General features: G+C 67.8%; 22 protein-coding genes and 2 pseudogenes. 17 read left to right on the top strand and 7 right to left on the bottom strand.

Features of this window, described 5'->3' with window-relative positions; all coding sequences use genetic code 11:
• Positions 1-40: 40 nt before the first annotated feature.
• Positions 41-694, bottom strand: coding sequence for a hypothetical protein (locus tag SY91_RS00410; protein ID WP_124592172.1), 654 nt, complete (start codon positions 692-694; stop codon positions 41-43).
• A gap of 546 nt (positions 695-1,240) precedes the next feature.
• Here SY91_RS00410 and SY91_RS00405 point away from each other — a divergent pair.
• The 8 genes and pseudogenes from SY91_RS00405 (at position 1,241) to SY91_RS00365 (ending at position 8,840) form a co-directional block, all read left to right on the top strand.
• On the top strand, positions 1,241-1,525 hold the full coding sequence (locus SY91_RS00405) for a phosphopantetheine-binding protein (RefSeq protein WP_011546210.1): 285 nt from the start codon (positions 1,241-1,243) through the stop codon (positions 1,523-1,525).
• A gap of 69 nt (positions 1,526-1,594) precedes the next feature.
• Complete coding sequence (fabG, locus tag SY91_RS00400; protein WP_023477289.1) at positions 1,595-2,311, top strand: 3-oxoacyl-ACP reductase FabG; 717 nt, start codon at positions 1,595-1,597, stop codon at positions 2,309-2,311.
• 88 nt (positions 2,312-2,399) lie between these two features.
• Positions 2,400-3,653 carry an endoribonuclease L-PSP gene (locus SY91_RS00395; RefSeq protein ID WP_043888290.1) on the top strand — a complete coding sequence of 418 codons (1,254 nt, stop codon included), beginning with the start codon at positions 2,400-2,402 and terminating at the stop codon, positions 3,651-3,653.
• A gap of 125 nt (positions 3,654-3,778) precedes the next feature.
• On the top strand, positions 3,779-4,561 hold the full coding sequence (locus tag SY91_RS00390; RefSeq protein ID WP_043888279.1) for a glycosyltransferase family 2 protein: 783 nt from the start codon (positions 3,779-3,781) through the stop codon (positions 4,559-4,561).
• Between the two features lie 203 nt (positions 4,562-4,764).
• Positions 4,765-5,526 (top strand): M48 family metalloprotease, encoded by a 762-nt coding sequence (locus SY91_RS00385; protein ID WP_006477817.1) that lies wholly within the window; start codon positions 4,765-4,767, stop codon positions 5,524-5,526.
• Positions 5,527-5,642: 116 nt separating this feature from the next.
• Positions 5,643-5,948, top strand: a pseudogene (locus tag SY91_RS34910) (FCD domain-containing protein); the annotation flags it as partial.
• A 240-nt stretch (positions 5,949-6,188) separates the two neighbouring features.
• On the top strand, positions 6,189-7,811 hold the full coding sequence (locus tag SY91_RS00370; RefSeq protein ID WP_023477293.1) for a phospholipase D family protein: 1,623 nt from the start codon (positions 6,189-6,191) through the stop codon (positions 7,809-7,811).
• Positions 7,812-8,066: 255 nt separating this feature from the next.
• Positions 8,067-8,840 carry a class II aldolase/adducin family protein gene (locus tag SY91_RS00365; RefSeq protein ID WP_023477294.1) on the top strand — a complete coding sequence of 258 codons (774 nt, stop codon included), beginning with the start codon at positions 8,067-8,069 and terminating at the stop codon, positions 8,838-8,840.
• Positions 8,841-8,871: 31 nt separating this feature from the next.
• Here the strand turns inward: SY91_RS00365 and SY91_RS00360 are convergent, their stop codons facing one another.
• Entirely contained in the window at positions 8,872-9,873 is a 1,002-nt protein-coding gene (locus SY91_RS00360) for a hypothetical protein (protein ID WP_023477295.1), read from the bottom strand.
• Between the two features lie 498 nt (positions 9,874-10,371).
• Here SY91_RS00360 and SY91_RS00355 point away from each other — a divergent pair, with 498 nt between their 5' ends.
• Positions 10,372-10,806, top strand: coding sequence for a CHRD domain-containing protein (locus SY91_RS00355; RefSeq protein WP_006477821.1), 435 nt, complete (start codon positions 10,372-10,374; stop codon positions 10,804-10,806).
• A gap of 89 nt (positions 10,807-10,895) precedes the next feature.
• Positions 10,896-11,857: pseudogene (locus SY91_RS00350) on the top strand (alpha/beta hydrolase).
• Here SY91_RS00350 and SY91_RS00345 read toward each other — a convergent pair.
• On the bottom strand, positions 11,827-12,669 hold the full coding sequence (locus SY91_RS00345) for an EcsC family protein (RefSeq protein ID WP_006477823.1): 843 nt from the start codon (positions 12,667-12,669) through the stop codon (positions 11,827-11,829). The pseudogene SY91_RS00350 and the gene SY91_RS00345 overlap by 31 nt on opposite strands.
• A gap of 107 nt (positions 12,670-12,776) precedes the next feature.
• Here SY91_RS00345 and SY91_RS00340 point away from each other — a divergent pair, with 107 nt between their 5' ends.
• Entirely contained in the window at positions 12,777-14,372 is a 1,596-nt protein-coding gene (locus tag SY91_RS00340; protein WP_006477824.1) for an MDR family MFS transporter, read from the top strand.
• Positions 14,373-14,426: 54 nt separating this feature from the next.
• Positions 14,427-14,873, top strand: coding sequence for a MarR family winged helix-turn-helix transcriptional regulator (locus SY91_RS00335; protein ID WP_006477825.1), 447 nt, complete (start codon positions 14,427-14,429; stop codon positions 14,871-14,873).
• Positions 14,874-14,941: 68 nt separating this feature from the next.
• Here SY91_RS00335 and SY91_RS00330 read toward each other — a convergent pair whose 3' ends face one another.
• Positions 14,942-15,523, bottom strand: a complete 582-nt coding sequence (locus SY91_RS00330) for a DJ-1/PfpI family protein (RefSeq protein ID WP_006477826.1) — start codon at positions 15,521-15,523, stop codon at positions 14,942-14,944.
• Positions 15,524-15,687: 164 nt separating this feature from the next.
• A complete protein-coding gene (locus tag SY91_RS00325; RefSeq protein ID WP_023477298.1) occupies positions 15,688-16,968 on the bottom strand; it encodes an amino acid deaminase in 1,281 nt (426 codons plus the stop codon).
• 119 nt (positions 16,969-17,087) lie between these two features.
• On the opposite strand from SY91_RS00325, the gene SY91_RS00320 reads away from it, so the two are divergent.
• From SY91_RS00320 to SY91_RS00300, 5 genes are all read left to right on the top strand, one after another.
• Complete coding sequence (locus tag SY91_RS00320; protein WP_023477299.1) at positions 17,088-18,026, top strand: MurR/RpiR family transcriptional regulator; 939 nt, start codon at positions 17,088-17,090, stop codon at positions 18,024-18,026.
• A gap of 2 nt (positions 18,027-18,028) precedes the next feature.
• Entirely contained in the window at positions 18,029-19,510 is a 1,482-nt protein-coding gene (locus tag SY91_RS00315; protein WP_006477829.1) for an N-acyl-D-amino-acid deacylase family protein, read from the top strand.
• Between the two features lie 78 nt (positions 19,511-19,588).
• Positions 19,589-19,975: a RidA family protein gene (locus SY91_RS00310; protein WP_006477830.1), complete on the top strand. Its 387-nt coding sequence runs from the start codon at positions 19,589-19,591 to the stop codon at positions 19,973-19,975.
• A 252-nt stretch (positions 19,976-20,227) separates the two neighbouring features.
• The gene (locus SY91_RS00305; RefSeq protein ID WP_043888283.1) at positions 20,228-20,662 is read left to right on the top strand and encodes an STM2901 family protein; all 435 of its coding nucleotides are present in this window, start codon (positions 20,228-20,230) and stop codon (positions 20,660-20,662) included.
• Positions 20,662-21,015: a DUF1493 family protein gene (locus SY91_RS00300; protein ID WP_043888285.1), complete on the top strand. Its 354-nt coding sequence runs from the start codon at positions 20,662-20,664 to the stop codon at positions 21,013-21,015. The genes SY91_RS00305 and SY91_RS00300 overlap by 1 nt, the downstream gene beginning before the upstream one ends.
• Before the next feature lie 65 nt (positions 21,016-21,080).
• Here SY91_RS00300 and queF read toward each other — a convergent pair whose 3' ends face one another.
• Together queF and ilvA are read right to left on the bottom strand one after the other, a co-directional pair.
• Complete coding sequence (gene queF / locus SY91_RS00295) at positions 21,081-21,911, bottom strand: NADPH-dependent 7-cyano-7-deazaguanine reductase QueF (protein ID WP_023477301.1); 831 nt, start codon at positions 21,909-21,911, stop codon at positions 21,081-21,083.
• 12 nt (positions 21,912-21,923) lie between these two features.
• A complete protein-coding gene (ilvA, locus tag SY91_RS00290) occupies positions 21,924-23,447 on the bottom strand; it encodes a threonine ammonia-lyase, biosynthetic (protein WP_006477833.1) in 1,524 nt (507 codons plus the stop codon).
• Positions 23,448-23,630 lie beyond the last annotated feature (183 nt).

Below are 23,630 nucleotides of genomic sequence, written 5' to 3'. Positions count from 1 at the left end.
GAAGGCCCGCGCGGCCCTTGGGGCCGCGCCGGTCATGAATTCATCGCGCGGCCTGCGATGCGTGGGTCGTCGCGCGATACGCGCGCACCGCATCGACCATCCGCGGCCGCGGCTCGTGCGGCAGCGCGACACGCCGGCACGCATGCTCGGCGGCGAACATCACGGCGACGAGCGGCAGCGACAGGTAGTTCGCGAAGGTCGACCACGTGACGATCGGCGCGGTCGCGAACAGCAGCGTCGACACGGCGGCGATCGCGACGAAGAACAGCGTCCACGCGAGCGTGATCCGCCGCGTGTAGCGCGCGACGGCCGGCGTGACCGTGCCGTGGATCATCGCCGCGAAGCGCGTGCACAGCGGCACGTCGCCGGCCACGAGCGTGCGGCCGAACAGCAGCGCCATCGCGACGTTGAAGCTCGCGTGTTCCAGATACAGGCCCCATTCGAAGTGCCGCGCGAGCGGCGCGCGTGCCGCCCACAGCGCGGCGGCGGCCAGCAGCCACGCCGGCACGAGCCACGCGCGCCGCGGCGAGCGCAGCGCCACGCCCAGCGCGAGCAGCAGCGGCGGCACGAGCGCCATCGCGAGGCCGAGGCCGTGCGCGCCGGGTGTCGCGCTCGCGTAGTGCGCGCCAACCTGGTAGGCGGCCACGGCGCCCACTGCCGCGACGCCGCGCACGACGGGCAGCAGCCGGCTCATCGGCGGCCTCCGGGCGCGCGGCGCGCGCACCGGCCGGCGGCCGGGCTGCGACGGCTGACGGGCGGGCGAACCGGAACGGAGCGCAAGGGCGGATACGGCATGACTGGAGACATCGGGCGGATCGTGGCCGGACACGATGGTCGGGCCGTCAAACATCATATGAATGGCGGCCGGGACGCGGGTCCGGGCCGGTGGTCGGGCACGCACATTTTAGGGCGGCGGCAGTGCGGTTCGGGGGCGTCGTGACCGGGTTTTGTAACCGATTGTATGGCGCCGGCCGAACGGTTTCGCGGGGTCGGTCCATTTCCATCCGAAGCGGCTCAAGCGTCTCGTGTCTTCGCGTCCGAAACGGGCTGCTGCGGCGGCTCGCCAGTCTTGTAACCATTCGCGGTATACGCCCCGATACCCTTCGTCTAGAATCCGCGTAACTTTTACAAACAATCCCCCAACGACGCAGGCGGGGAAGCCGGCAGAGGCCGGAGGGACGGAGATTTGCACGCGCCGGGCGTGCACGACGGTTGCCGTTTCCGGGCGCCTCCCGCTGTCATGGGCCGCCTGCACGCACGCATGATGAACGCACTGGAACAAGAGCTCGCCACGCTGATCATCGGCGAACTGAATCTCGAAGACGTCCCGCTCGATACAGTGACGGCCGACACCCCGCTGTATGGCGAAGGTTTCGGGCTCGACTCCATCGACATCCTGGAAATCGCGCTGCTGATTTCGAAGAAATACGGCTTCGAACTGCGCTCGGACAATCCGGACAACCAGACAATCTTTGCGACGCTCGGTGCGCTGGCTGCCTACGTCGCCGCGCATCGCACGAAGTGACGGCGGCGCTCGGCGGACGATGCGCGGCGGCAGCGATCGAGGGGAACACGCGATGAACGGAGCAAGGCGATGCGGGCGCTCGTGACGGGCGGCAGCGGCGCACTCGGGCAGGCGATCTGCACGACGCTCGCGCAGGCCGGCCATGAAGTGTGGGTGCATGCGAACCGCCATCTCGAGCAGGCGCAGGCCGTCGCGCAACGGATCGTCGCGGCCGGCGGCGCCGCGCACGCGATCGCGTTCGACGTGACCGACGCCGACGCGACGCTCGTCGCGCTGAAGCCGTTCATCGACGAGGCGCCGGTGCAGATCCTCGTCAACAACGCGGGCATTCACGACGACGCGCCGATGGCCGGCATGTCGCGCCAGCAATGGCACAGCGTGATCGACGTGACGCTCAACGGCTTTTTCAACGTCACGCAGCCGCTGCTGCTGCCGATGATCCGCACGCGGCGCGGACGGATCGTCAACATCGCGTCGGTGGCCGGCGTGACCGGCAATCGCGGGCAGGCCAATTACGCGGCCGCGAAGGCGGGGCTGATCGGCGCGACGAAGTCGCTGTCGCTGGAGCTCGCGTCGCGCGGCATTACCGTGAACGCGGTGGCGCCCGGCATCATCGCGTCGCCGATGGCCGACCAGGCGTTTCCCGCGGAACGCATCAAGCAGCTCGTGCCCGCGCAGCGCGCGGGCCGGCCCGACGAAGTCGCGGCGATGGTCGCGTACCTGGTATCCGACGCCGCGGCCTATGTGACGGGGCAGGTGTTGTCCGTCAACGGCGGGCTCGCATGACGAAGCGCGCCGCATTCGCCTGACGTAACGCAACGCGGCGCAGGGCCGCGTGGTCGCGCGGCCTGCGCCGCATAGTGAGGAAATCGAAGTGTCCGTGCATCCAGTCGACGCCGAACGGCGCCCGTGTTCGATGTTGCCCGCCGCCGCGCCTGCGGCCGCGCCGTTCGCGCACGGCGGCGACCGCGCGTTGCGGCTCGTCCAGATGAGCGATGCGCGGCTCGTCGCGCTGCTGCACGATGCGCGCGGCCGGGGCGACGGACTCGATCGCGTGTTTCCCGGCGCGCTGGGCGCGGTGTGCATCGGCGCGGCGGGAACCCCGGATGCGTCGCGCGCGGCGGCCATGGCGCGGATGCTGACCGATGCCGCGCCCGGCCTGCCGGTCGCGCCGGTGCAGATGGCGCTGCTCGGCGCCGAAGTCGCACCGGGCGAGGCCGTCTGCGAACTGTGGCAGTGCGATGCGCACGACCTGCGCGGCGAACGGCGCGGTCCACTGCATTACCGCTACAGCGAAGCGGCGGGGCTCGTGTTCGGCAGTCTCGTCGTGCACGAGACGGACGCGGCGTACGACGCGTCGCGCGACGGCGGCACGCCGCTCGAACGCGCGACGTTCGATGCATACCGCGCGCTGTTCGACCTGCTCGATACGCTCGGCATGCCGCATCCGCTGCGGATCTGGAACACCGTGCCGGCGATCAATGCGGTGCAGTTCGGCGTCGAGCGCTATCGTCAATTCAATATCGGCCGTCAGCGCGCATTCGACGCGTGCCGCCGCGCATTGACGGGCGGCGTGCCGGCCGCGTGCGCGCTCGGCTCGGTCGAGGCGGTCGCGGGCGATGCGTCGCCGGCCGCGCCGCTCGCGATTCATTTCCTCGCGAGCCGCACGCCGGCCGACTCGATCGAGAATCCGCGCCAGGTCAGCGCGTATCACTATCCGGCGCAGTACGGCCCGCGTGCGCCGACGTTCGCGCGCGCCGCCGCGTGGGCCGACGGTGAAGCGACGCCGGTGCTGTTCGTCTCGGGCACCGCGAGCATCGTCGGGCACCGCACCGTGCATCGCGGCGACGTCGTCGCGCAGACGCGCGAGACGGTCGCGAACCTCGCGGCCGTGCTCGAGCAGGCCGCGCGGCAGGGGCACGGGCCGTTCTCGCTCGCCGACCTCGGCTACCGCGTTTACGTGCGCGACGCAGGCGACACCGCGGCGCTGGCCGCGATCGGCCGCGTGCTGCGCGAGGCCGCCGGTCCTCACGTGCGGCCGCTGTTCGTTCATGCGGACGTGTGTCGCGACGACCTGCTGGTCGAGATCGAGGCCAGCGCCGGTCATGCGATGGAGTGGCTGTCATGAAGCGCGAGAGCCTCACGATCCGGCAACCGGTCCGGCCCGCGGCCGGTGTCGACGAAGCGTGCCGGCGTTCGTCGGCGAGTCATACACTTTTGTCAGGATCTCCGTCTTCGTCATCGGCTGTTCTCATGTCCAAGCTGCACGCGTCGTCCACCCATCTCGTCCTGATTCCGAGCTACAACCCGGGCGCCAAGGTCGACACGACCGTGAGCAATGCCCGTGCGCAGTGGAACCCGGTGTGGGTCGTCGTCGACGGCAGCACCGACGGCAGCGCCGAACGGCTGCAGGCGATGGCCGAGCGCGATCCCGGCCTGCGCGTGATCGTGCTGCCGGAGAATCGCGGCAAGGGCGCCGCGGTGCTCGCGGGGCTCGACGCGGCGGCCGCGAGCGGCTTCACGCACGTACTGACGATGGATTCCGACGGCCAGCATCCGGCCGACCTGATTCCCGCCTTCATGGCGGCATCACAGGCCGCGCCCGACGCGATGGTGCTCGGCGTGCCGAAGTTCGACGCGAGCGCGCCGCAGTTGCGCGTGCAGGGGCGCCGGTTGTCGAACGCGTGGGCCGACCTCGAGACGCTGTGGGCCGGGATCGGCGATTCGCTGTACGGTTTTCGCGTCTATCCGGTCGCGCCGCTGACGGCGATCATGCGGCGCCAGCCGTGGATGCGCGGCTTCGACTTCGATCCCGAAGCGGCCGTGCGCCTGTGCTGGGCCGGTGTGCGCCCGATCCGCATCGACGCGCCGGTGCGCTATTTCGGCCGGCACGAAGGCGGTGTGTCGCACTTTCACTACGGCCGCGACAACGCACTGCTCGCGTGGATGCACCTGCGCCTGTTCACCGGCTTCGCGATACGGCTGCCGATGCTGGTCGCACGCCGCCTGACGCGTCGCCGCGACCAGACGGCCTGAGCGACGGTCCGCCCGCTTTCCTTCCCGGCCGCCGCGCCGGGCGCGGCGATTACCGCGCTTTTCGTCGTCAATCCGGGGCGAGATCGCCGCGTCATGTCAATCCGCTGAGTAATGAACGTGTCATCCGATGTAAACATCTGGTAATTTTCTGCCGGATTATGCAAAATCGCCGCTCCCAAATACAACTATCGAGGGATTCCGGGATGCAACTCAAGAAAGCGGTGGCGGCGTGTGGCGTGGCGTTTCTGCTGAGCGCGTGCGGCGGGGTGCAGAGCCTTGACGCGAACAGCCTGACGTCGGCGGGGACCAACCTGTACAAGGCAGCGACGCTGTCGGACAGCGACATCGCCGCGCTGTCGAACGAATCGTGCAAGTCGAGCGACGCCGAATCGAAGATCGCGCCGGCCAACAGCGCCTACGCGAAGCGCCTGACGAAGGTGATGAAGGGCTTCGGCGACATGACGCTGAACGGCCAGAAGATCAACTACAAGGTCTACCTGACCAAGGACGTCAACGCGTGGGCGATGGGCAACGGCTGCGTGCGCGTGTACAGCGGCCTGATGGACATGATGAACGACGACGAACTGCGCGGCGTGATCGGCCATGAAATGGGCCACGTCGCACTCGGCCACTCGAAGAAGGCGATGCAGACGGCATACGCGGTGAGCGCGGCGCGCAGCGCGGCCGGCGCGGCATCGCCGGGCGTGGCGGCGCTGTCGAGCTCGCAGCTCGGCGACATCACCGAGAAGTTCATCAACGCGCAGTTCTCGCAGTCGCAGGAAAGCGCGGCCGACGACTACTCGTTCGACCTGATGAAGCAGAAGGGCATGAGCCAGAAGGGCCTCGTCACCGGCTTCCAGAAGCTCGCGCAGATGGATGGCGGCCAGAGCTCGATGATGAGCTCGCACCCGTCGTCGGCGAGCCGCGCGCAGCACATCCAGGATCGCATCGCGAAGGGCAGCTGATCCCGCGGCCGATCGCCGGCCGTCAGCGCCGGCGATCGGCAAGCGACATGAAGCAACCCACGCTCGCTCGGGCGTGGGTTTTTTGTTTTTTCGGCATGCACGTCGCCGCTTACTAGCTCGAAACCGCGCACGCGAAGGGCGACGCGGCCGTCGAAGCCGCGACCCAGGCGAAGCTGCACGAGGCGATCGCGTTGGCGTCGGACAATACGATGTTCCTGCATCTACATACGAGCGTGATCGGCATGCTGCGCGAGCACATCTCCATCGACGTGACCGGATGACGATGGAGGACGAGCAGGCATCCGAGTTGCTGTCATTGCAGCACACGGGTCGTGTACGAGGCGATTTGCGCGCACCGGCCCGAAGAGGCGCGCACCGCGATGCAGACGCATATCGGCTGCGTGCGCAGCCATTTCGAACGGGAAGCGGCGCACCGCGAGATTGGTTGGACCTGCGCCGGTGCCCGCAGGAGCGGCGACCGGTCGCGCATCACGCATCACGAGCCGCCGTGCATGACGCACGTGGCGGCGGCGCGGCGCGGCATGCGGGGGCCGCTCGATTGACCCGCTCGTCGGGCGCCCACTAGAATCGTCCGGAACCGCCTGTCAGCCGCGCGCCGCGGCCATGATGTGCCCATTGATCCGACTGTCGAGGAAGCTTCCGTGCTCACATCCTTGATCCGGCGCGCGCCGGCCGCGCTGTCGTGGCGCGCAGCATGCCGCCAGGCCCGCGCGCTGGTCGTCTGCGCGCTGCTGCCGCTCGCCGCGTGCGCGACGCATCCGCCTGCCACCTCGCTCGATCGCCCCGTCTCCCATGCGTTGTCGGCGGAAACCGCCACGCCGCTGCGCGATGCGCTGGCCGCGCCGGAAGCCGCGCATCCCGGGCAGTCGGGCTTCCGGCTGCTGGCTGACGGCGCCACCGCATTGCAGATGCGCATCGCGCTTGCGCGTGCGGCGACGAAGACGCTCGACATGCAGTACTACATCGCGACCGAGGACACGACCGGCAAGCTGCTGCTGGGCGCGGCGCTGTACGCGGCCGATCGCGGCGTGCGCGTGCGGATGCTGGTCGACGACCTGAACTTCCACGATATCGACCGCGTGATGGCCGCGCTGAATACGCACCAGAACATCGAGATCCGCGTGTTCAACCCGTTCGGCGCGTCGCAGCGCGGCATGATGGAGCGCACGGCCAACTTCTTCACGCGGATCGACAGCTTCACGCGCCGGATGCACAACAAGGCGATGATCGCGGACAACCAGCTCGCGATCGTCGGCGGCCGCAATCTCGGCGACGAATACTTCAGTGCGAGCCCGACGCTGCAGTTCCGCGATCTCGACGTGCTGGCGGCCGGTCCCGTGACGAGCGACATCTCGAAGAGCTTCGACGACTACTGGGCGAGCGCGAGCAGCTACCCGTTGCGCGTGCTGAATCATCAGACGTTCGATCCGAAGGATCTCGACGCGATGCGCGACGAGCTGCGCGATCACTGGCGCAAGAATGCCGATCCGTACAACGCGAAACCGCTGAACGCGACGCCGCTCGCCCGGCAGATCGCGCGCGACGAACTCGAACTCGTGTGGGCGCCGGCCGAATTCAAGGTCGATGCGCCGGACAAGGTCGCGCGGCCGACCGGCACGTACGTGAGCCCGCCGATGCAGCGCCTGGCCGAGCTGACGCGCGGCGCGCAGAAGGAATTCCTGGCGTTTTCGCCGTACTTCGTGCCGCATGACGCCGGCGTGAAGATCCTCGGCGACACGGTCGCGCGCGGCGTGCGCGTCGCGATCGTGACGAACTCGCTCGCGGCGACCGACGCGGTCGCGGTGCAGTCCGGCTATGCGCCGTATCGCGTGCCGCTGCTGCAGCGCGGCGTCGAGCTGTACGAATTCAAGTCGCAGCCCGACCAGCAGCCCGCGCGGCTGTTCGGTTCGCGCTCGCGTGCGAGCCTGCATGCGAAGGCGTACGTGATCGACCGGCAAATCCTCGTGATCGGCTCGCTGAACCTCGACCCGCGCTCCGCGCACCTGAACACCGAGCTTGCGCTCGTGATCCACAGCCCGGTGCTTGCGCAGCAGGCCGCGGCGATCTTCGCGCGCGTGACGCAGCCGGACGAAAGCTACCGCGTCACGCTCGCGAAGCGGACCGATGGCGGCCCGCCGGCGCTCGAATGGACGGGCACCGAAGGCGGCCAGACCACTACCTATCACGTCGACCCGCATGCGGGGTTGCTGCGCAACGTGATGACGGGCATCTTCACGCTGCTGCCGGTCGACGACCAGCTGTAAGGGCACGAACGGCTCCGGCAAAACCCGCGATACCGGTGCGCGGGGAAAGGTGATATGGTTGTGCGCGCAACTATAAGTGAATCGAGAAGAGGCGCTGCCGAGCCGCTCGCACAATGCGGGCCGGAACGGCGCCGACCGACGCGCCGCCACACGTGCGTGATACGCACCTCGCACCGCGCCCCGGCGCCTGCACACGATGGACGATGCGCGCCGCCATTCGCCCGGGGCCGCGCGCCCCCGCAACCGGAGTTTCCCATGCAACGTGTACCGAACCAGCCGTTCACGCGTCCCGCGCGCTTCTCCGAAGCTGAATGGCAGGCGCGGGTGCAGCTCGCGGCCGCCTACCGCATCTTCGATCATCTCGGCTGGACCGAACTGATCTACAACCATATCTCGCTGCGCGTGCCGGGCGAGGACGGACATTTCCTGATCAACCCGTTCGGGCTCCATTACCGCGAGGTGTGCGCGTCGAATCTCGTGAAGATCGACATCGACGGCAATGTGATCGGTCACTCCGACTGGCCGATCAATCCGGCCGGCTTCACGTTCCACGGCGCGATCCATGCGGCGCTGCCCGACGCGCACTGCGTGATGCACGTGCACACGACGCCGACGATGGCCGTGTGCTGTTCGCGCGACGGGCTGTCGTTCTCGAATTTCTATTCGGCGCAGCTGTACGGGAAGATCGCGTATCACGACTTCGAAGGCATCACCGTGCATCTCGAGGAAGGCCGGCGCATCGTCGAGAGCGCGGGCGGGCGGCCGGTGCTGCTGCTGCGCAACCACGGCCCCGTGACGATCGGCGCGACGCTCGCGCAGACGTTTTCGCTGATGTGGCTGCTCAACCGCGCGTGCGAGGTGCAGATCGCGACGCATGCGATCGGCGTGGCGCTGCCGATTGCGCCGCCCGTGCTCGAAGGGTGCGTGCGCGATTCGCTGAATTTCGATCCGAAGCATGGCGCGGGACAGGACGCGTTCGACGCGCTGCAGCGCATCGTCGACCGGATCGATCCGGGCTACCGCGCGTGATGCGGACAGCACGCCCGGTGAGGGCGCCGGACTAGAAGCGGTAGCCGACGCCGGCCTGGATCACGTCGGTATCGCGGTCGTAGCGCGTGACCACGCGGTTCCACGTGATACGCGTGAGCCAGCGCTCGGAAATCCGGTAACTGGCCGAGATCGACACGATGCCGGAGAGGCGGCCGTCACCTGGGCCCGGCTGGCCGTCGCGGTTGCGCTGGTTGACGGTGAAGTACGCGCCGGCGCCGGCCGACAGCGTGACCTTGTCGTTCAGGAACGCGCGCGTGAGCCACAGCTGGGACGCGATGCCGTTGCGGCGGACCGCCTGCTTCGCGCCTTCGTACATCCACGTCGCGGTCCAGTCGATCGAACGCGTGAGGCCGCGCCGGTATTCGAGGCTGCCGCCGAGCGTCGACGGCGACGAGCGGCTGTTCAGAATCGTCTCGCCGAGCATCGCGGTGACTTCGTTGTGCGTGACCTTGCGGGTGCGCGGCAGCGCGGTGTCGCGCGGGCCCGGCGTGTCGGGCGCATCGAGCTGGTAGCCGACACCGAACATCACCGACGTCGTGTCGGGCCCGCTGAACACGTGCGCGCGGTTGACCTGAAGCTGCGCGATCCAGCGGTGCGACGTGTAGTACGCGGCGCGCACGCTCATCAGCACGCCCCAGCCGTGCGTATTCGAATACCCGCGACCTTCGGTGGCCGGCACCGTGTCGAAGTAGCGATACGGGCCCGCGCCGGCCGACAGCACCAGGCGGCGGTTCTCGAGCGGCACGCGGCCCCAGAACTGCACCGCCTGGCCATCGCGGTGGTGATTCGGAATATGCCCTTCGTTGTACCACGTGAAGCCGAGCGCGGTATGCGGGCTCAAGCCTTCCTGGTAATCGAACGCCCACGAATACGTGCGTTGCCCGCCGCCCCACAGCGGGCCGGTGAGCAGCGAGAACTCCTGCGCGTCGGCGGGCGCGCCGTAAAGGGCGGCGACGGAGCAGAGACCCGCCAGCAGCGGGCGGACACGGACGGGGCGGGTCGGGCAGGGCATCGGGGACGGGCCGGCACGGTTCACTTTCCAGTCACGACAACACGCGAACATTTTCCTGCGCAGGAAAACACGTGTCGACCCGGCTTGGCGCAATAACCTATTACACGTATCGCGACAACATGCGGGGTACGCTGTCTCGTCCTGGTGGCCGGCGGCACGAGCGTCGATCGCGGCGTGTGCGGGAAGAGAGATGCTTCGTGCTGCTTGGTAATGGATGGAGCGGAACAGCGGAATCCGCGTGCGGCATGCCGCGTGTCGTTCGGGACACGCAAAAAAAACGCGGCCGGGGTGGCCGCGTGAATACTCGCAGACTCCTTCGGACGAAGGAAACAAGCAACTGTGAAACGAAGTGTAGCGAAAGGCCGCGCACGGATTCAGAGGCCATGCTGCAAAGGTCTCTTCCAGGTTCCGGCAGTCTGCCGGAGCGGGCGCCGATCGACTACCATCAGGGGTGACGCCGCCGCTCGCGCGGCGTACCACGTCGTACAAGGAGAATCCATGCTCAAGCTGCGTTTGCTCCAGGTCGCGTTATTGGCGGGCGTGCTGGCCGCCGGCAGCGCCGCCGCCGAAACGGTGCGCCTGTCCGCCAGTCTGCAGCCGTCGAGCGAAGTGCCGCCGACGGCGACCAAGGGCTCCGGCACCGTCGCCGCCACCTACGACACGGCCACCCACATGCTGCAGTGGACGGTCACTTACGAACACCTCTCGGGCCCGGCCACCGCCGCGCATTTCCACGGGCCCGCGCCGGTCGGCCAGAACGCCGGCGTGCAGGTGCCGATTCCGAAGGACGAACTGGCGAGCCCGATCAAGGGTTCGAAGGCGCTCACCGACGAGCAGGTCACCGACCTGATGGGCGGCAAGTGGTACTTCAACATCCATACGAAGGAGCACCCGTCCGGCGAGATTCGCGGCCAGGTGATGCCGGCGAACTGAGCGCGGGCGTTTGATGTAGAGGCACCTGTCGAGCGACGCGGGAACGTTTGAACGTACCATCGTCACACTGTGATGACGGAGTGCGTCCGATGAGTTGGCAAAGCAAGTTCGCCTGCTGGCTGCTGCGCTGGCAGTTTCGTCCGGAGACCACGCGCGAGGTGCTCGACCCGCGCGTGCCCGGCGCTTTACCGACCTGCGGATGTTCGTGCCGCGCCGCCCGCCGTCGGGCTACCGGCTGCGGCAGTGCTATGGCGTCGGCGACGCGCCGCTGCGCGGCGAATGGCTCGAACGCACCGATGCGGCCGCAGGGCGCGGGCCGGGCCGCACGCTGCTGTATTTCCACGGCGGCGGTTACTACTTCTGTTCGACGAAGACTCACCGGCCGCTGGTGTTCGGGCTGACGAAGCGCGCGGGCGTGCGTTCGTTCTCGCTCGACTACCGGCTCGCGCCCGAAAACCGCTTCCCGGCCGCGCTCGACGATGCGCTCGCCGCGTACCGGCAACTGCTGGCGCTCGGCACGCCGCCCGAGTCGATCGTGTTCGGCGGCGATTCGGCGGGCGGCGGCCTCGCGCTGGCGACGCTCGTCGCGCTGCGTGACCGCGGCGAGCCGCTGCCCGCCGGCGCGATCCTGTTCTCGCCGTGGACGGACCTGGCCGGCACCGGCGGCACGATGCGCAACAACGACGGCGTCGACCCGATGTTCGCGGCCGCGGCGCTGCCGAAGGCGGCGAAGCTGTATCTCGGCGACGCGCCGGCGACGCATCCGTACGCGTCGCCGTTCTACGCCGATTTCACGGGCCTGCCGCCGCTGTATATCCAGGCCGGCAGCACCGAGGTGCTGCTCGACGATTCGCGCCGCGTCGCCGAGAAGGCGAAGGCGGCCGGCGTTCAGGTGGAAATCGAGGTGTGGCCCGACATGCCGCACGTGTGGCAGCTGTACGCGCCGATGGTGCCGGAAGCGCGCGACGCGCTCGACCGCGCGGCCGCGTTCCTGCGCCGCGTCGCGGTCGAGCGTGCGGTTCAGCGCGCGGGCGAGGCGTCGATCGCCTGATAGGCGGCCTGGACGGCCACCGAGCCGTACTTGCGTTCGAGCCGGCGCACGGTGAAGTGGCCGTGCGCCATCTGCTGGAAGTGGTCGATGAACAGCGTGTTGACGGTCGCGCCGAGCACGGCGCCGATCGCCGGGATCGACTTCGCGGCCATCTGCTCGGTCACCTGCACCGAGAAGCGCGACGCCACCGTCTGCACGAGCTTGAAGACAGCCGCCGAGCTGTGCGCGGCGATGCCTTTCGCGGTGATGTCCGACGACGCCTTCGAGATCGCCTGCGCGAGCGCGCCGCGCAGCACGAAATAGCCGAGATCGGCGTCTTCCTCCTGCTTGTCCGGGTTGCCGCCCATGCCGAGCACGGCCAGGCATTGCAGCTGCGTATCGACCGAGGTCAGATCCTCGCCCTCGCTGCGCGCGATGTCGCACACCGAGCGGAAGATCAGCGTGGTCGTCACCGGCAGCTCGACCGGCAGCGCGAGAAAGCCGAACGCCCCGCCTGCCGCGCCGGTCGTCGCGACCGCGAGCTTGTGCAGCAGGTTGCTGGGCTTTTCAGGCTCGGCGTCCGGCGCCTGTGGCTTGCCGAGCGTGCGCAGCGCGATGTTCAGGCACTTGCGCAGCGCGAGCTGCGTCGCGTCGTTGATCTTGCCGGTCGCGAAGTCCGGCAGTCGCGCGATCATTTTCTCGACCGGCGCGCCGAGCACGCCCGTCAGCTTCATCGTCAGCGACGGGCTTTCCAGCACCTGCTTCGCGCGCCGCAGCGCGTCCCGATCCTCCGGCGAAAGCGTCGTCGCGGGGGTGATTGAAATCGGTTCCATCTTTCTCCTTGGCCTGAACAGGCCCTGAACCTATCGCCAGCCTAGATTACTCCGGCATGCTAGAATTTTGAGATTCTTTGACTCGGCAAAAGTTGCATCGACAAAAAATGGCCGTTCATACTGCCGCCCACCATTCGAGCGGGCAAGTCCTGCCGTTCCGCGAATCGCTGCTCGCGATGATCGGAATCTCGTTCGTCACCATGCTGGTCGCGCTGGACCAGACGGTCGTCGGCACCGCGCTGCCGACCATCGTCGCCGAACTTCGCGGCTTCGACCTGTACGCGTGGGTCGCGACCTCGTACCTGCTCAGTTCCGTGATCACGGTGCCGATCTTCGGCCGGCTCGGCGACTATTACGGCCGCAAGCCGTTCGTGATCGCGTCGATCGTCGTGTTCACCGGCGCGTCGGTGCTGTGCGGGATGGCCAACGACATGCTGTATCTCGTGCTGGCGCGCGGGCTGCAGGGTATCGGCGGCGGGATGCTGGTCGGCACCGCGTTCGCGTGCATTCCCGATCTGTTCCCCGATTCGGTCGTGCGGCTGCGCTGGCAGGTGCTGATGAGCTCGGCGTTCGGCATCGCGAACGCGGTCGGCCCGTCGCTCGGCGGCGTGCTGACCCAGTCGTTCGGCTGGCGCTCGGTGTTCTATGTGAACCTGCCGATCGGCATCCTGTCGCTGTTCTTCGTGTGGCGCTACCTGCCGCACCTGCGCCACGTCGAGCACGACCGCAAGATGCGGCTCGACTGGCCGGGCGCGCTGTTGATCGCGCTGTCGCTCGGTGCGCTGCAACTGTTCGTCGAATGGCTGCCGAAGTACGGCGTCGCGAGCTGGGCGTCGCTGCTGCTCGTCGTCGCGGTCGCGGCGGGCATCGGCCTGTGGCACTGGGAAAAGCGCTGCGCGCAGCCGATTCTGCCGTTCGACATGTTCGGCAATCGCGCGCTGTCGGCCCTCTTTGTGCTCGCGATCCTCGCCGGTTTCTCGATGTTCTCGCTGCTCTTCTACGCGCCGCTGCTGTTCCAGGGCGGTTTCGGGATGTCGCCGAGGGAGGCCGGGCTCGTGATCACGCCGCTCGTCGTGTTCATCACGATCGGCAGCATCATGAACGGCCGTGTCGTCACGCGCATCCGCCATCCGAACACGATGCTGCACGTCGGCTTCGTGCTGTTCGCCATCGCGTGCGCGGGCGTCGTCGTGTCGACCCACACGACGCCGACCTGGATGTTGATGGCGCTGATGGTCGCAGGCGGCATCGGGCTCGGCTTCGTGCTGCCGAACCTCACCGTGTTCGCGCAGCAGACGGCCGGCCGCGAGCATCTCGGAATCGCGACGGCGCTGCTGCAGTCGCTGCGGATGGTCGGCGGGATGCTCGGCACCGCGCTCACCGGCACGCTCGTCAACCAGATGTATTCGGGCGGCGTGCGCGACGCGCTGTCGGCCGACCACGCGATGCAGTGGCACGCGCGGCTCGCCGATCCGCAGATCCTGATCGATCGCGCGGCGCAGGGCGGTCTCGTCGCGGAGTTGACGCGTGCCGGGCATAATGGCGCGCTGCTGCTGGAAGCGGCCCGCGAATCGCTGGTCGGCGCGATTCACCTGGGTGTCGCGATGGCGGCCGTCGTCGCCGTGGTGTCGGTGTGGCAGTGCCGTCGGGTGCCGCCGATCGCGCTGCGGCGCAAGATCGAACCGCACGTCGCGGCCGATTGACCGATCGGGCGAGCGATTCGACGACTCAACGATTCACCGGAACGAAATCAGCGCATGGAAGAACAGGACCGCGTCGCGATCTTGCAGCAATTCGGACGCACGTATCGCGCCTTCATGACCGCGTTCGAAGCGCACGTCGGGCAGCCGATGCCGCGCTGGCGCATCATGGTCGCGCTGCACACGATGGACGGGCATTCGTCGCAGAAGAAGCTCGTCGAAGTGCTGCGCATCGATCCGGGCGCGCTCACGCGCCAGTTGAAGTCGCTCGACGCGCTCGGCTGGATCGAGCGCGAGTCGGACGCGCGCGACAACCGCGTGACCAACGTCACGCTGACGGACGCAGGCCGTGCGGCGTTCGACGCGTGCCTGCCGCGCCGCAAGGCGTTTCTCGAGCAGACGATGGCGCAGTTGCCGGACGACGTGCTGAATGCGCTGTCGGGTGCGCTCGCGATGCTGGAATCGCGGATCGCGGACGTCGGATCGACGCCAGCCGCGCGTTGACGTGCGGAGCCGGGCGGCACGTGAGCGCCGCCGGCCGCCGCTTCATTTCATTCTGATCAGGTGAAGGTTTACAGCTCGATGCGCGTGCCGAGCAGCGCGAGGAACTGCGCGAGCCAGGCCGGATGCGCGGGCCATGCGGGCGCGGTGACGAACGGCGCGTCGGTCACGGCCGCGTCGACCGGGATGTCCGCGTATTCGCCGCCCGCAAGCTTCACCTCCGGCGCGCAGGCCGGGTAGGCCGAAATGCGCTTGCCGCGGATCACGTCGGCGGCCGCGAGCAGTTGCGCCGCGTGGCAGATCGCCGCGATCGGCTTGCCGGCTTCGGCGAACTCGCGCACGAGCGAAATCACCTTCGGATCGAGTCGCAGATATTCGGGCGCACGGCCGCCCGCGATCGCGAGCGCGTCGTAGCGCGCCGCATCGACGTCGTCGAACGCCGCGTTCAGCGTGAAATTGTGGCCGGGCTTCTCGGTGTAGGTCTGGTCGCCTTCGAAATCGTGGATCGCGGTCTTGATCTTGTCGCCCGCGCGCTTGCCCGGGCAGACTGCGTCGACGTGGTGGCCGACGGCCTGCAGCGCCTGGAACGGCACCATCGTTTCGTAGTCTTCGGCGAAATCGCCGGTCAGGAACAGGATCTTCTTCGCGGCCATGGCTTTCTCCAGTGAAGCAGCGTTGAAGGCCCGGTCGCGCCGTGCATGACGGCCGCGACGGGCCCCGAGGACGAAAGCGCAGTGTACTCCGGCAGATTGAAGCGCGCGTGACGGCCGCCCCGCGCGAGCGGCAGGGCGGCGCGGCGCGCCGCGCGCGACGTGCGTCAGAAGAAGGTTTCGACGACTTCCGTCACGCGGAACTGCGGATCGAGCACGAGCACCTGGCGCCACTTGTCGAACGTCAGGCACGGGTGCGAGATGTCGAACGCGACCATGTCGCCGACCTTCACGTCCGCACCGGGCGGGATCTGCAGGTACGCGTGCTGGTCCATCATCCCGGTGACGGCCCAGCCTTCGGTGGCGGCGACGTCGCGCGGCGCGGTGTCGCGGCCCGGGCGGAAGTGGCGCGCCGGCTCGGGCAGGCCCGCGTCGAACGCCGCGTCGCGCTTGCCGAGCGCGACGATCGCACGGTCGGCTTCCGGCACCGACTGCACGTACGCCCACAGCTGCAGCGCCGGCAGCAGCCCTTCGCCCATCGAGCGGGCGATCGGGTTGCGCGCGAACACGTCGGTCTGCGCCTTCTTGTAGATGCCGACGTCGTGCGTCAGGTAGCAGCCCGGACGCAGCACGACTTCCGCGAAGCCCGCGTCGGACGCCTTCCTGAATTCTTCCGCGACCACGTCGTACCACGCCGAACCGGCGCCGGACAGGATCGCCGGCGTGCGCGCGAAGCGCCCGGCTTCGGCCAGTTCGCGCGTGAGCGCGACCGCTTGCTGCAGGAACGCGCGGATCTCGCCTTCCTCCTTCAGCACGCCTTCATAGAGCTCGATGCCGGCCAGCTTCAGCGTGTCCGGATAGCGCGCGATCGCGGCCAGCACGGCCTCGCGCTGCGCGGCATCGCGCACGCCCGCGCGGCCGCCCGGCACGCCGAGCTCGATCAGCACGTTCAGCGATTTCTTCGCGGCGCCGAAGAAGCGGCCGAGCTGGTCGACGCTCTCCGCGGAATCGACGAGACAGAAGAATTCGAAATCGGGATCGGACAGCAGCCCCGCGATGATCGTCATGTTCTGGCGGCCGACCAGCTGGTTCGCGAGCAGCACGCGGCGCACGCCGCCGTGATACGCGGCCTGCGTCTGGTGCGCGGTGGCGAGCGTGATGCCCCACGCGCCGGCGTCGAGCTGGCGGCGGAACAGTTGCGGCGCCATCGTCGTCTTGCCGTGCGGCGCGAACTTGACACCGTATTTCTGCACGAACGCCTGCATCCAGTTCAGGTTGTGCTCGACGCGATCCTCGTAAAGCACGGCGGCCGGCAGGCTGACGTCTTCCGCGAGCAGATTCCATTCGAGCCGGCTCGCGTCGCCGAGCGGCACGCTCGCGCTCGGCAGATTGCCCAGGCCCTTGCCGAACGGATCGATCGTCGCTTCCTGATAGTTTGTAACTTTCATGTCATCCCGCTCCATCATCACTATGCATTGCACTGAAGTTGACATGCAGATGGTACAGAAAGTAGCATCGGCGCGGTGATGTTATTTAATAACATTCCACTTCATACCCTTTTCCGCCGATGAATACGCCCGCTTCCCCGTCCGCTCCGCCTGCCGCCGAGCCGCATCCGGCTCAGGCCGCTCCGCCGGTCCTCGACATCGTCGCGCGGATCGCCGAATGCGCGCCCGAGCTGCGCGAAGCCGAGCGCAAGGTCGCCGCGTTCATCCTCGCCGATCTGGCGCGCGCCGCGCATGCGAGCATCGGCGCACTGGCGCGCGACGCGGAGGTCAGCGTCGCGACGGTCACGCGCTTCGCGAAGGCCGTCGGCTGCCGCGACGTGCGCGAACTGAAGGTGCTCGTCGCGCAGGCGGCGGCCGTCGGCCAGCGTTTCCTGGTGCCGGCCGACGACGCGCCGGCCGACGATGCGAGCCCCGCATCGATGGTCTACGACGAGATTCGCGTGGCGCTCGCGCACAACCATCAGTTGCTGCGCAACACGTCGTTCGACGCGGCGGCCGACCTGCTCGCCGGCGCGAAGATGACGTACGTGTACGGGCAGGGCGGCGGCTCGACCGCGCTGGCCGACGAGCTGCGCTTCCGGCTCGTGCGTTTCGGCCGGCCGGTCGCGAGCTACCAGGACAGCTTGCTGCAGCGGATGGTGGCCGCGACGCTGTCGGCCGACACCGTCGTCGTCGCGTTGTCGGTGAGCGGGCGCGTGCCCGAGCTGCTCGAGAGCTGCCGGCTCGCGAAGCGCTACGGCGCGAAGCTGATCGCGATCACCGCACCGGCGTCGCCGCTCGCGAAGCTCGCCGACCACCTGATCCCGGTCGTCGCGTTCGAAACCGATTTCATTTACAAGCCGTCGACCTCGCGCTACGCGATGATGATGGCGATCGACGTGCTCGTCACCGGCGTCGCATTGCGGCTCGGCGATGCGGGCCGGGAATCGCTGCGCCGCATCAAACACGCGCTCGACGCGCACCGCGGCGGCGGCGACCGTCAACCGGTAGGAGACTGACCATGCATTCGCATCCCGAAGCGGCCGATACGCTGATCGTCGGCGCGCAGTTGTACGACGGCACCGGCGCGCCGCCCGTCACGCGCGACGTCGCGATCCGCAACGGCCTGATCGCGGCGATCGGCAATCTGTCGAACTGGCTCGCGGAGCACGTCGTCGACGCGAACGGCCGGGCGCTCGCGCCGGGCTTCGTCGACGTGCACACGCACGACGACACGCACGTGATCCGTGCGCCGGAGATGATCCCGAAGATCTCGCAGGGCGTGACGACCGTGATCGTCGGCAACTGCGGAATCAGCGCATCGCCGGTGACCCTCGCGGGCGATCCGCCCGACCCGATGAACCTGCTCGGCGAGCGCGGCGCGTTCCAGTACCCGACCTTCGCCGCTTACGTCGCGGCCGTCAACGAGGCGCGCCCGGCCGTGAACGTCGCGGCGCTCGTCGGCCACACGGCGCTGCGCAACAACCAGATGGACCGCCTCGACCGCGCGGCGACCGACGACGAGATCGCCGGCATGCGCGCGCAGCTCGAGGAGGCGCTCGCGAACGGCGCGCTCGGCCTGTCGTCGGGCCTCGCGTACGGCTCCGCGTTCGCGGCGCCGGCCGAGGAAGTGATGGTGCTCGCCGAGCCGCTCGCCCAAGCCGGCGCGCTGTACACGACGCACATGCGCACCGAGTTCGACGCGATCCTCGACGCGATGGACGAGGCTTACCGCGTCGGCCGCCACGCGCAGGTGCCGGTCGTGATCTCGCACCTGAAGTGCGCGGGCCCGTCGAACTGGGGGCGCAGCACCGAGGTGCTCGCGTCGCTCGAAGGCGCACGCCGCTACCAGCCGGTCGGCTGCGACTGCTATCCGTACAGCCGCAGTTCGTCGACGCTCGACCTGAAGCAGGTGACGGGCGACATCGACATCACGATCACGTGGTCGGAGCCGCACCCGGAAGTCGCGGGCAAGCTGCTGAAGGCGATCGCGGCCGACTGGGGCATGACCGAGCAAGAAGCCGCGCAGCGCATTCGCCCCGCGGGCGCCGTGTACCACAACATGTCGGAGGACGACGTGCGCCGGATCCTGTCGCATCCGGCGACGATGGTCGGCTCCGACGGCCTGCCGAACGATCCGCTGCCGCACCCACGGCTGTGGGGCGCGTTCCCGCGCGTGCTCGGCCATTACGTGCGCGACACCAACCTGCTGCCGCTCGAGGAGGCGATCCGCAAGATGACGTCGCTGTCCGCGCGTCGCTATGGCATCCCGAAGCGAGGCGAAGTGCATGTCGGTTACCACGCGGATCTCGTGCTGTTCGATCCGGCGAGCGTGATCGACGCCGCGACGTTCGAGAAGCCGCAACAGCCCGCGCACGGGATCGACGCGGTGTGGGTGAACGGCGTGCTGACATACGAAAACGGCCAGCCGACCGGCGAGCGTGCCGGCGGTTTCGTCGCGCGCGGCGAGCGCGTGCCGGCGAGTGCCGATGCGGCGTTCTGAACGCGGCAGGTGTTCCGATCTTCCGCGCGTGCCCAGGCCGGCGCGCGCATCCGTGACCGAAATGTGAGGAGTGAAACGATGAAGCGATATGGCGTAGGCGAAGCGAAGGGCACGGGCGGCCAGGTGATGCCGTTCGCGCGGGCGGTCGAGGCGGACGGCTGGCTGTACGTGTCGGGCCAGACGCCGATGGTGAACGGCGAGGTCGTCGAAGGCGGGATCGTCACGCAGTCGAAGCAGACGATCGAGAACGTGATCGCGATCCTGAAGGAAGCCGGCTACGGACTCGAGCACGTCGTGCGCTGCGGCGTGTGGCTCGACGACGCGCGCGATTTCGCGTCGTTCAACAAGGTGTTCGTGTCGTATTTCGGCGAGCATCCGCCGGCACGCGCGTGCGTGCAGTCGAGCATGGTCATCGACTGCAAGGTCGAGGTCGATTGCATCGCTTACAAGCCGCCGGTGAAGTAACGCGGCGAGGGCGATTTATTGTGTGACGAGGCCGGCGTAGTGGTGTGCGCCGGCCTCGTTGCGTTGGCACTCGATTTTTACACTTCGAATAAGATCGTGTCGACGAGAGCGCGACACGATACGTACGTCTGGCGGGTGGTGGAAGTGATTGGCGCGTAATTCGCGACGGGCATCGTGAAATTCGAACGAGCAGATTAAGTGGATTGCTGGGTATGGTCGTCTTCCCGAACAACGATTTCGTGAAGTCGCACTATGACGAGCAATACATACCACTACGGCGTTCATTCGGATCTCACGCCCGCCGAGCTTTTCTTTTTCGTTGCCGTAGAGGAGACGTGCGCACGGGTCGGGATCGACGATGTCGAAGCTGTGATCCTGATTCTGGCGGGCTGGCCCATTTTGCCGACACGGCAGAAATTCGGTGGCGCGACGAAAGGAACGTCCGTTGCATCTGTGATGGCGCGATCGATTTTCCGCTACCAGTTGAACAGGAATGTTTTACCCACCGTGACGCTGCAGAGTATCAAGTCGTTCCGGATTATCCTGACCCGGAAGCTCAGCGTGTTCGTCGGACGTGCCGTTCCTGGCGTGGGTTGGGCGCTGCTTGCGCGTGACGTGTTCGCGATCGTTCACGGCACGGTCTCCAGGTACAACAGCCTAGTCAAACGCGAGGATAGAGTGTTCTGATGGAAAACGTGAGTTGGGACAAAATCGAGGCGTTTGTCAGGTCGGAGGTAGGGCTCGGTCCATCGAAGCCGCTCGCCGCTGACACTCGGCTCTGGGAAGACTTGGGTCAAACCGGCGACGAAGCCAACGATTTCATCGGGCATTTTTTCGAACGGTTTGCCGTCGACACGGGTGATTTCGATTTCCACAGATATTTTCTGATGGAAGGCGAAGGGTTGCTCTATTCGTTATTCCGGCGATGGGTGCTTCGGAAGCCACATGACCTCAAGCGTGAACCGATTACGCTCGGGATGTTGCATCGTGCGGCCGTAGAAGGGAAATGGGACGCCGCGCTATTAGCCGCGCTGCCGTGAAAGATTGCGCCACGGTGCGCATCGATCTACTGGCGGGCTTCAACATGCCCGCCAGCATCGCTTCATTACTGCCGCGCGGTCCGCGCGTTGTCCGGCATCGGCTGGTTGTAATTCGTGCGGAACGGGTTGATGTCGAGCCCGCCGCGGCGCGTATAGCGCGCGTACACCGCGAGCTTCACCGGTTTGCACGCATGCATGATGTCGAGGAAGATCCGCTCGACGCACTGCTCGTGAAAGCCCGTGTGATTGCGGAACGAGATGATGTAGCGCAGCAGGCCTGCGTGGTCGATCTGCGGCCCGACGTAGTGGATCTGCACGCTGCCCCAGTCGGGCTGGCCCGTGACCGGGCAGTTCGAGCGCAGCAGGTCGGACACGAGCGTCTCCTCGACCGGTGCTTCGTTCTCGCCGTCGGCCGCCGACAGCAGCGACGGATCGGGTTCGTACACGTCGGTGTCGAGGTCGAGCCGGTCGAGCGACAGCCCGTCGAGCTCGTCCATCTCGAGCTTGGCGAAATCGTGCGGCGACACCAGCTGGACCGACACGCTTGCGCCGCACGCGGCCGACACGTCGCGCTTCAGCACGTCGCGCACCGCATCGACCGAGTCGAACTTCGACTGCGCGAACGAGCCGAGATACAGCTTGAACGACTTCGATTCGACGATGTTCGGCGATTCGGCCGGCACGTAGAACGTCGCGATCGCGACCTGCGGCTTGCCGCGCGCGTTGAGCCACGACAGCTCGTACGCGTTCCAGATGTCGGTGCCGAAGAACGGCAGCGCCGACGTGATGCCGAGCTGCTCGCGCGCGCCGGCGCGCGGGATCGGGAACAGCAGCGACGCGTCGTACTGCGCCGCGTAGACGGTGGCCTTGCCGAGCGGGGAATGTTCGGGATTCATTGCACGAAGCCTTTACGACAGGAAGAGGCGGTAAGCCGGGTTGGCGCTCTCTTCGACATACGGGTAGCCGAGCGCCGCGAGGAAGCGTTCGAATTCGGCGCGATCGGCCTGCGGCACCTGCAGCCCGACGAGGATCGAGCTGTAGTCCGCGCCCTGGTTACGGTAGTGGAACAGGCTGATGTTCCAGTCCGGCGCCATCGACGACAGGAACTTCATCAGCGCGCCCGGCCGTTCCGGGAATTCGAAGCGGAACAGGCGCTCGTCGAGCGCGAGCGGCGAGCGGCCGCCGACCATGTAGCGGATGTGTTCCTTCGACAGCTCGTCGTGCGTCAGGTCGACGCTCTTGAAGCCATGCGACTCGAAGTTCGCGGCGATCTCCGCCGATTCGCCGCGGCGCTTGATCTGCACGCCGACGAAGATGTGCGCGGACTTCTCGTCGGCGATCCGGTAGTTGAACTCGGTGACGTTGCGATCGCCGACGAGCGAGCAGAAGCGCTTGAAGCTGCCGCGTTCCTCGGGGATCGTGACCGCGAACACGGCTTCGCGCGCTTCGCCGACCTCGGCGCGCTCGGCGACGAAGCGCATCCGGTCGAAGTTCATGTTCGCGCCGGACGTGACCGCGACGAGCGTCTGGTTCTCGATGCCTTCGCGTTCCGCATACAGCTTCGCGCCCGCGACCGCGAGCGCGCCGGACGGCTCGAGCACGCTGCGCGTGTCCTGGAACACGTCCTTGATCGCCGCGCACAGCGCGTCGGTGTTGACCGTCACGACGCCGTCCAGGAATTCGCGGCACAGCCGGAAGGTTTCCTCGCCGACGAGTTTCACTGCGGTGCCGTCCGCGAACAGGCCGACTTCGCTCAGCTCGATGCGCTCGCCCGCGTCCAGCGACTGCGCCATCGCGCACGAATCCTCGGCCTGCACGCCGATCACCTTGATCTCCGGGCGCACCGCCTTCACGTATGCGGCGACGCCGGACGCGAGCCCGCCGCCGCCGATCGGCACGAAGATCGCGTGGATCGGGCCCTGGTGCTGGCGCAGGATTTCCATCGCGATCGTGCCCTGGCCGGCGATCACGTACGGATCGTCGAACGGGTGGACGAACGTGAGGTCGCGCTCCTGCTGGACCTTGACCGCGTGCGCGTACGCATCGCTGTACGATTCGCCCGCCTGGATCACCTCGACGCTCGGGCCGCCGTGCGCGCGCACCGCGTCGACCTTCACCTGCGGCGTCGTGACCGGCACGACGATCACGGCCTTGATACCCATCCGGGCCGCCGAGAACGCGACGCCCTGCGCGTGGTTGCCGGCCGACGCGGTAATCACGCCGCGCGCGAGCGCGTCCGCCGGAATGTGCGCCATCTTGTTGTACGCGCCGCGCAGCTTGAACGAGAACACCGGCTGGTTGTCCTCGCGCTTCAGGTAAACGGCGTTGCGCAGCCGGGCCGACAGGTTGCGGGCCGGTTCGAGTTCCGTCTCGATCGCGACGTCGTAGACGCGCGCGGTGAGGATTTTCTTCAGGTAATCGTGGGATGCCATGGGCGCTCGCGGGCAGTGCGGATGCAGACGGTAAAGGGTCAATGATAGCGCCAAGGGTCCGCCCGCACGCAAGCGGCATGCCGGGCGGGCGGCCGTGAGCGCTCGCGTGCGCGGGCGGACAGGGCATTCGCGCCGCCGGGCGCCGCCTTTTACCGGCGCACTTTACCGGTTTAACCGCATGGT

This window comes from Burkholderia cenocepacia (genome assembly GCF_014211915.1).
Classification (GTDB): Bacteria; Pseudomonadota; Gammaproteobacteria; order Burkholderiales; family Burkholderiaceae; genus Burkholderia; species Burkholderia orbicola.
This window is presented reverse-complemented; position numbering and strand designations above follow the sequence as displayed.

Coding starts and splice junctions, on each gene's coding strand:
- SY91_RS00410 (WP_124592172.1), bottom strand. CDS start 694: ATGAGCCGGCTGCTGCCCGTCGTGCGCGGCGTCGCGGCAGTGGGCGCC.
- SY91_RS00405 (WP_011546210.1), top strand. CDS start 1,241: ATGGGCCGCCTGCACGCACGCATGATGAACGCACTGGAACAAGAGCTC.
- fabG (WP_023477289.1), top strand. CDS start 1,595: ATGCGGGCGCTCGTGACGGGCGGCAGCGGCGCACTCGGGCAGGCGATC.
- SY91_RS00390 (WP_043888279.1), top strand. CDS start 3,779: ATGTCCAAGCTGCACGCGTCGTCCACCCATCTCGTCCTGATTCCGAGC.
- SY91_RS00385 (WP_006477817.1), top strand. CDS start 4,765: ATGCAACTCAAGAAAGCGGTGGCGGCGTGTGGCGTGGCGTTTCTGCTG.
- SY91_RS00365 (WP_023477294.1), top strand. CDS start 8,067: ATGCAACGTGTACCGAACCAGCCGTTCACGCGTCCCGCGCGCTTCTCC.
- SY91_RS00360 (WP_023477295.1), bottom strand. CDS start 9,873: ATGCCCTGCCCGACCCGCCCCGTCCGTGTCCGCCCGCTGCTGGCGGGT.
- SY91_RS00355 (WP_006477821.1), top strand. CDS start 10,372: ATGCTCAAGCTGCGTTTGCTCCAGGTCGCGTTATTGGCGGGCGTGCTG.
- SY91_RS00345 (WP_006477823.1), bottom strand. CDS start 12,669: ATGGAACCGATTTCAATCACCCCCGCGACGACGCTTTCGCCGGAGGAT.
- SY91_RS00340 (WP_006477824.1), top strand. CDS start 12,777: ATGGCCGTTCATACTGCCGCCCACCATTCGAGCGGGCAAGTCCTGCCG.
- SY91_RS00335 (WP_006477825.1), top strand. CDS start 14,427: ATGGAAGAACAGGACCGCGTCGCGATCTTGCAGCAATTCGGACGCACG.
- SY91_RS00330 (WP_006477826.1), bottom strand. CDS start 15,523: ATGGCCGCGAAGAAGATCCTGTTCCTGACCGGCGATTTCGCCGAAGAC.
- SY91_RS00325 (WP_023477298.1), bottom strand. CDS start 16,968: ATGAAAGTTACAAACTATCAGGAAGCGACGATCGATCCGTTCGGCAAG.
- SY91_RS00320 (WP_023477299.1), top strand. CDS start 17,088: ATGAATACGCCCGCTTCCCCGTCCGCTCCGCCTGCCGCCGAGCCGCAT.
- SY91_RS00315 (WP_006477829.1), top strand. CDS start 18,029: ATGCATTCGCATCCCGAAGCGGCCGATACGCTGATCGTCGGCGCGCAG.
- SY91_RS00310 (WP_006477830.1), top strand. CDS start 19,589: ATGAAGCGATATGGCGTAGGCGAAGCGAAGGGCACGGGCGGCCAGGTG.
- SY91_RS00305 (WP_043888283.1), top strand. CDS start 20,228: ATGACGAGCAATACATACCACTACGGCGTTCATTCGGATCTCACGCCC.
- SY91_RS00300 (WP_043888285.1), top strand. CDS start 20,662: ATGGAAAACGTGAGTTGGGACAAAATCGAGGCGTTTGTCAGGTCGGAG.
- queF (WP_023477301.1), bottom strand. CDS start 21,911: ATGAATCCCGAACATTCCCCGCTCGGCAAGGCCACCGTCTACGCGGCG.
- ilvA (WP_006477833.1), bottom strand. CDS start 23,447: ATGGCATCCCACGATTACCTGAAGAAAATCCTCACCGCGCGCGTCTAC.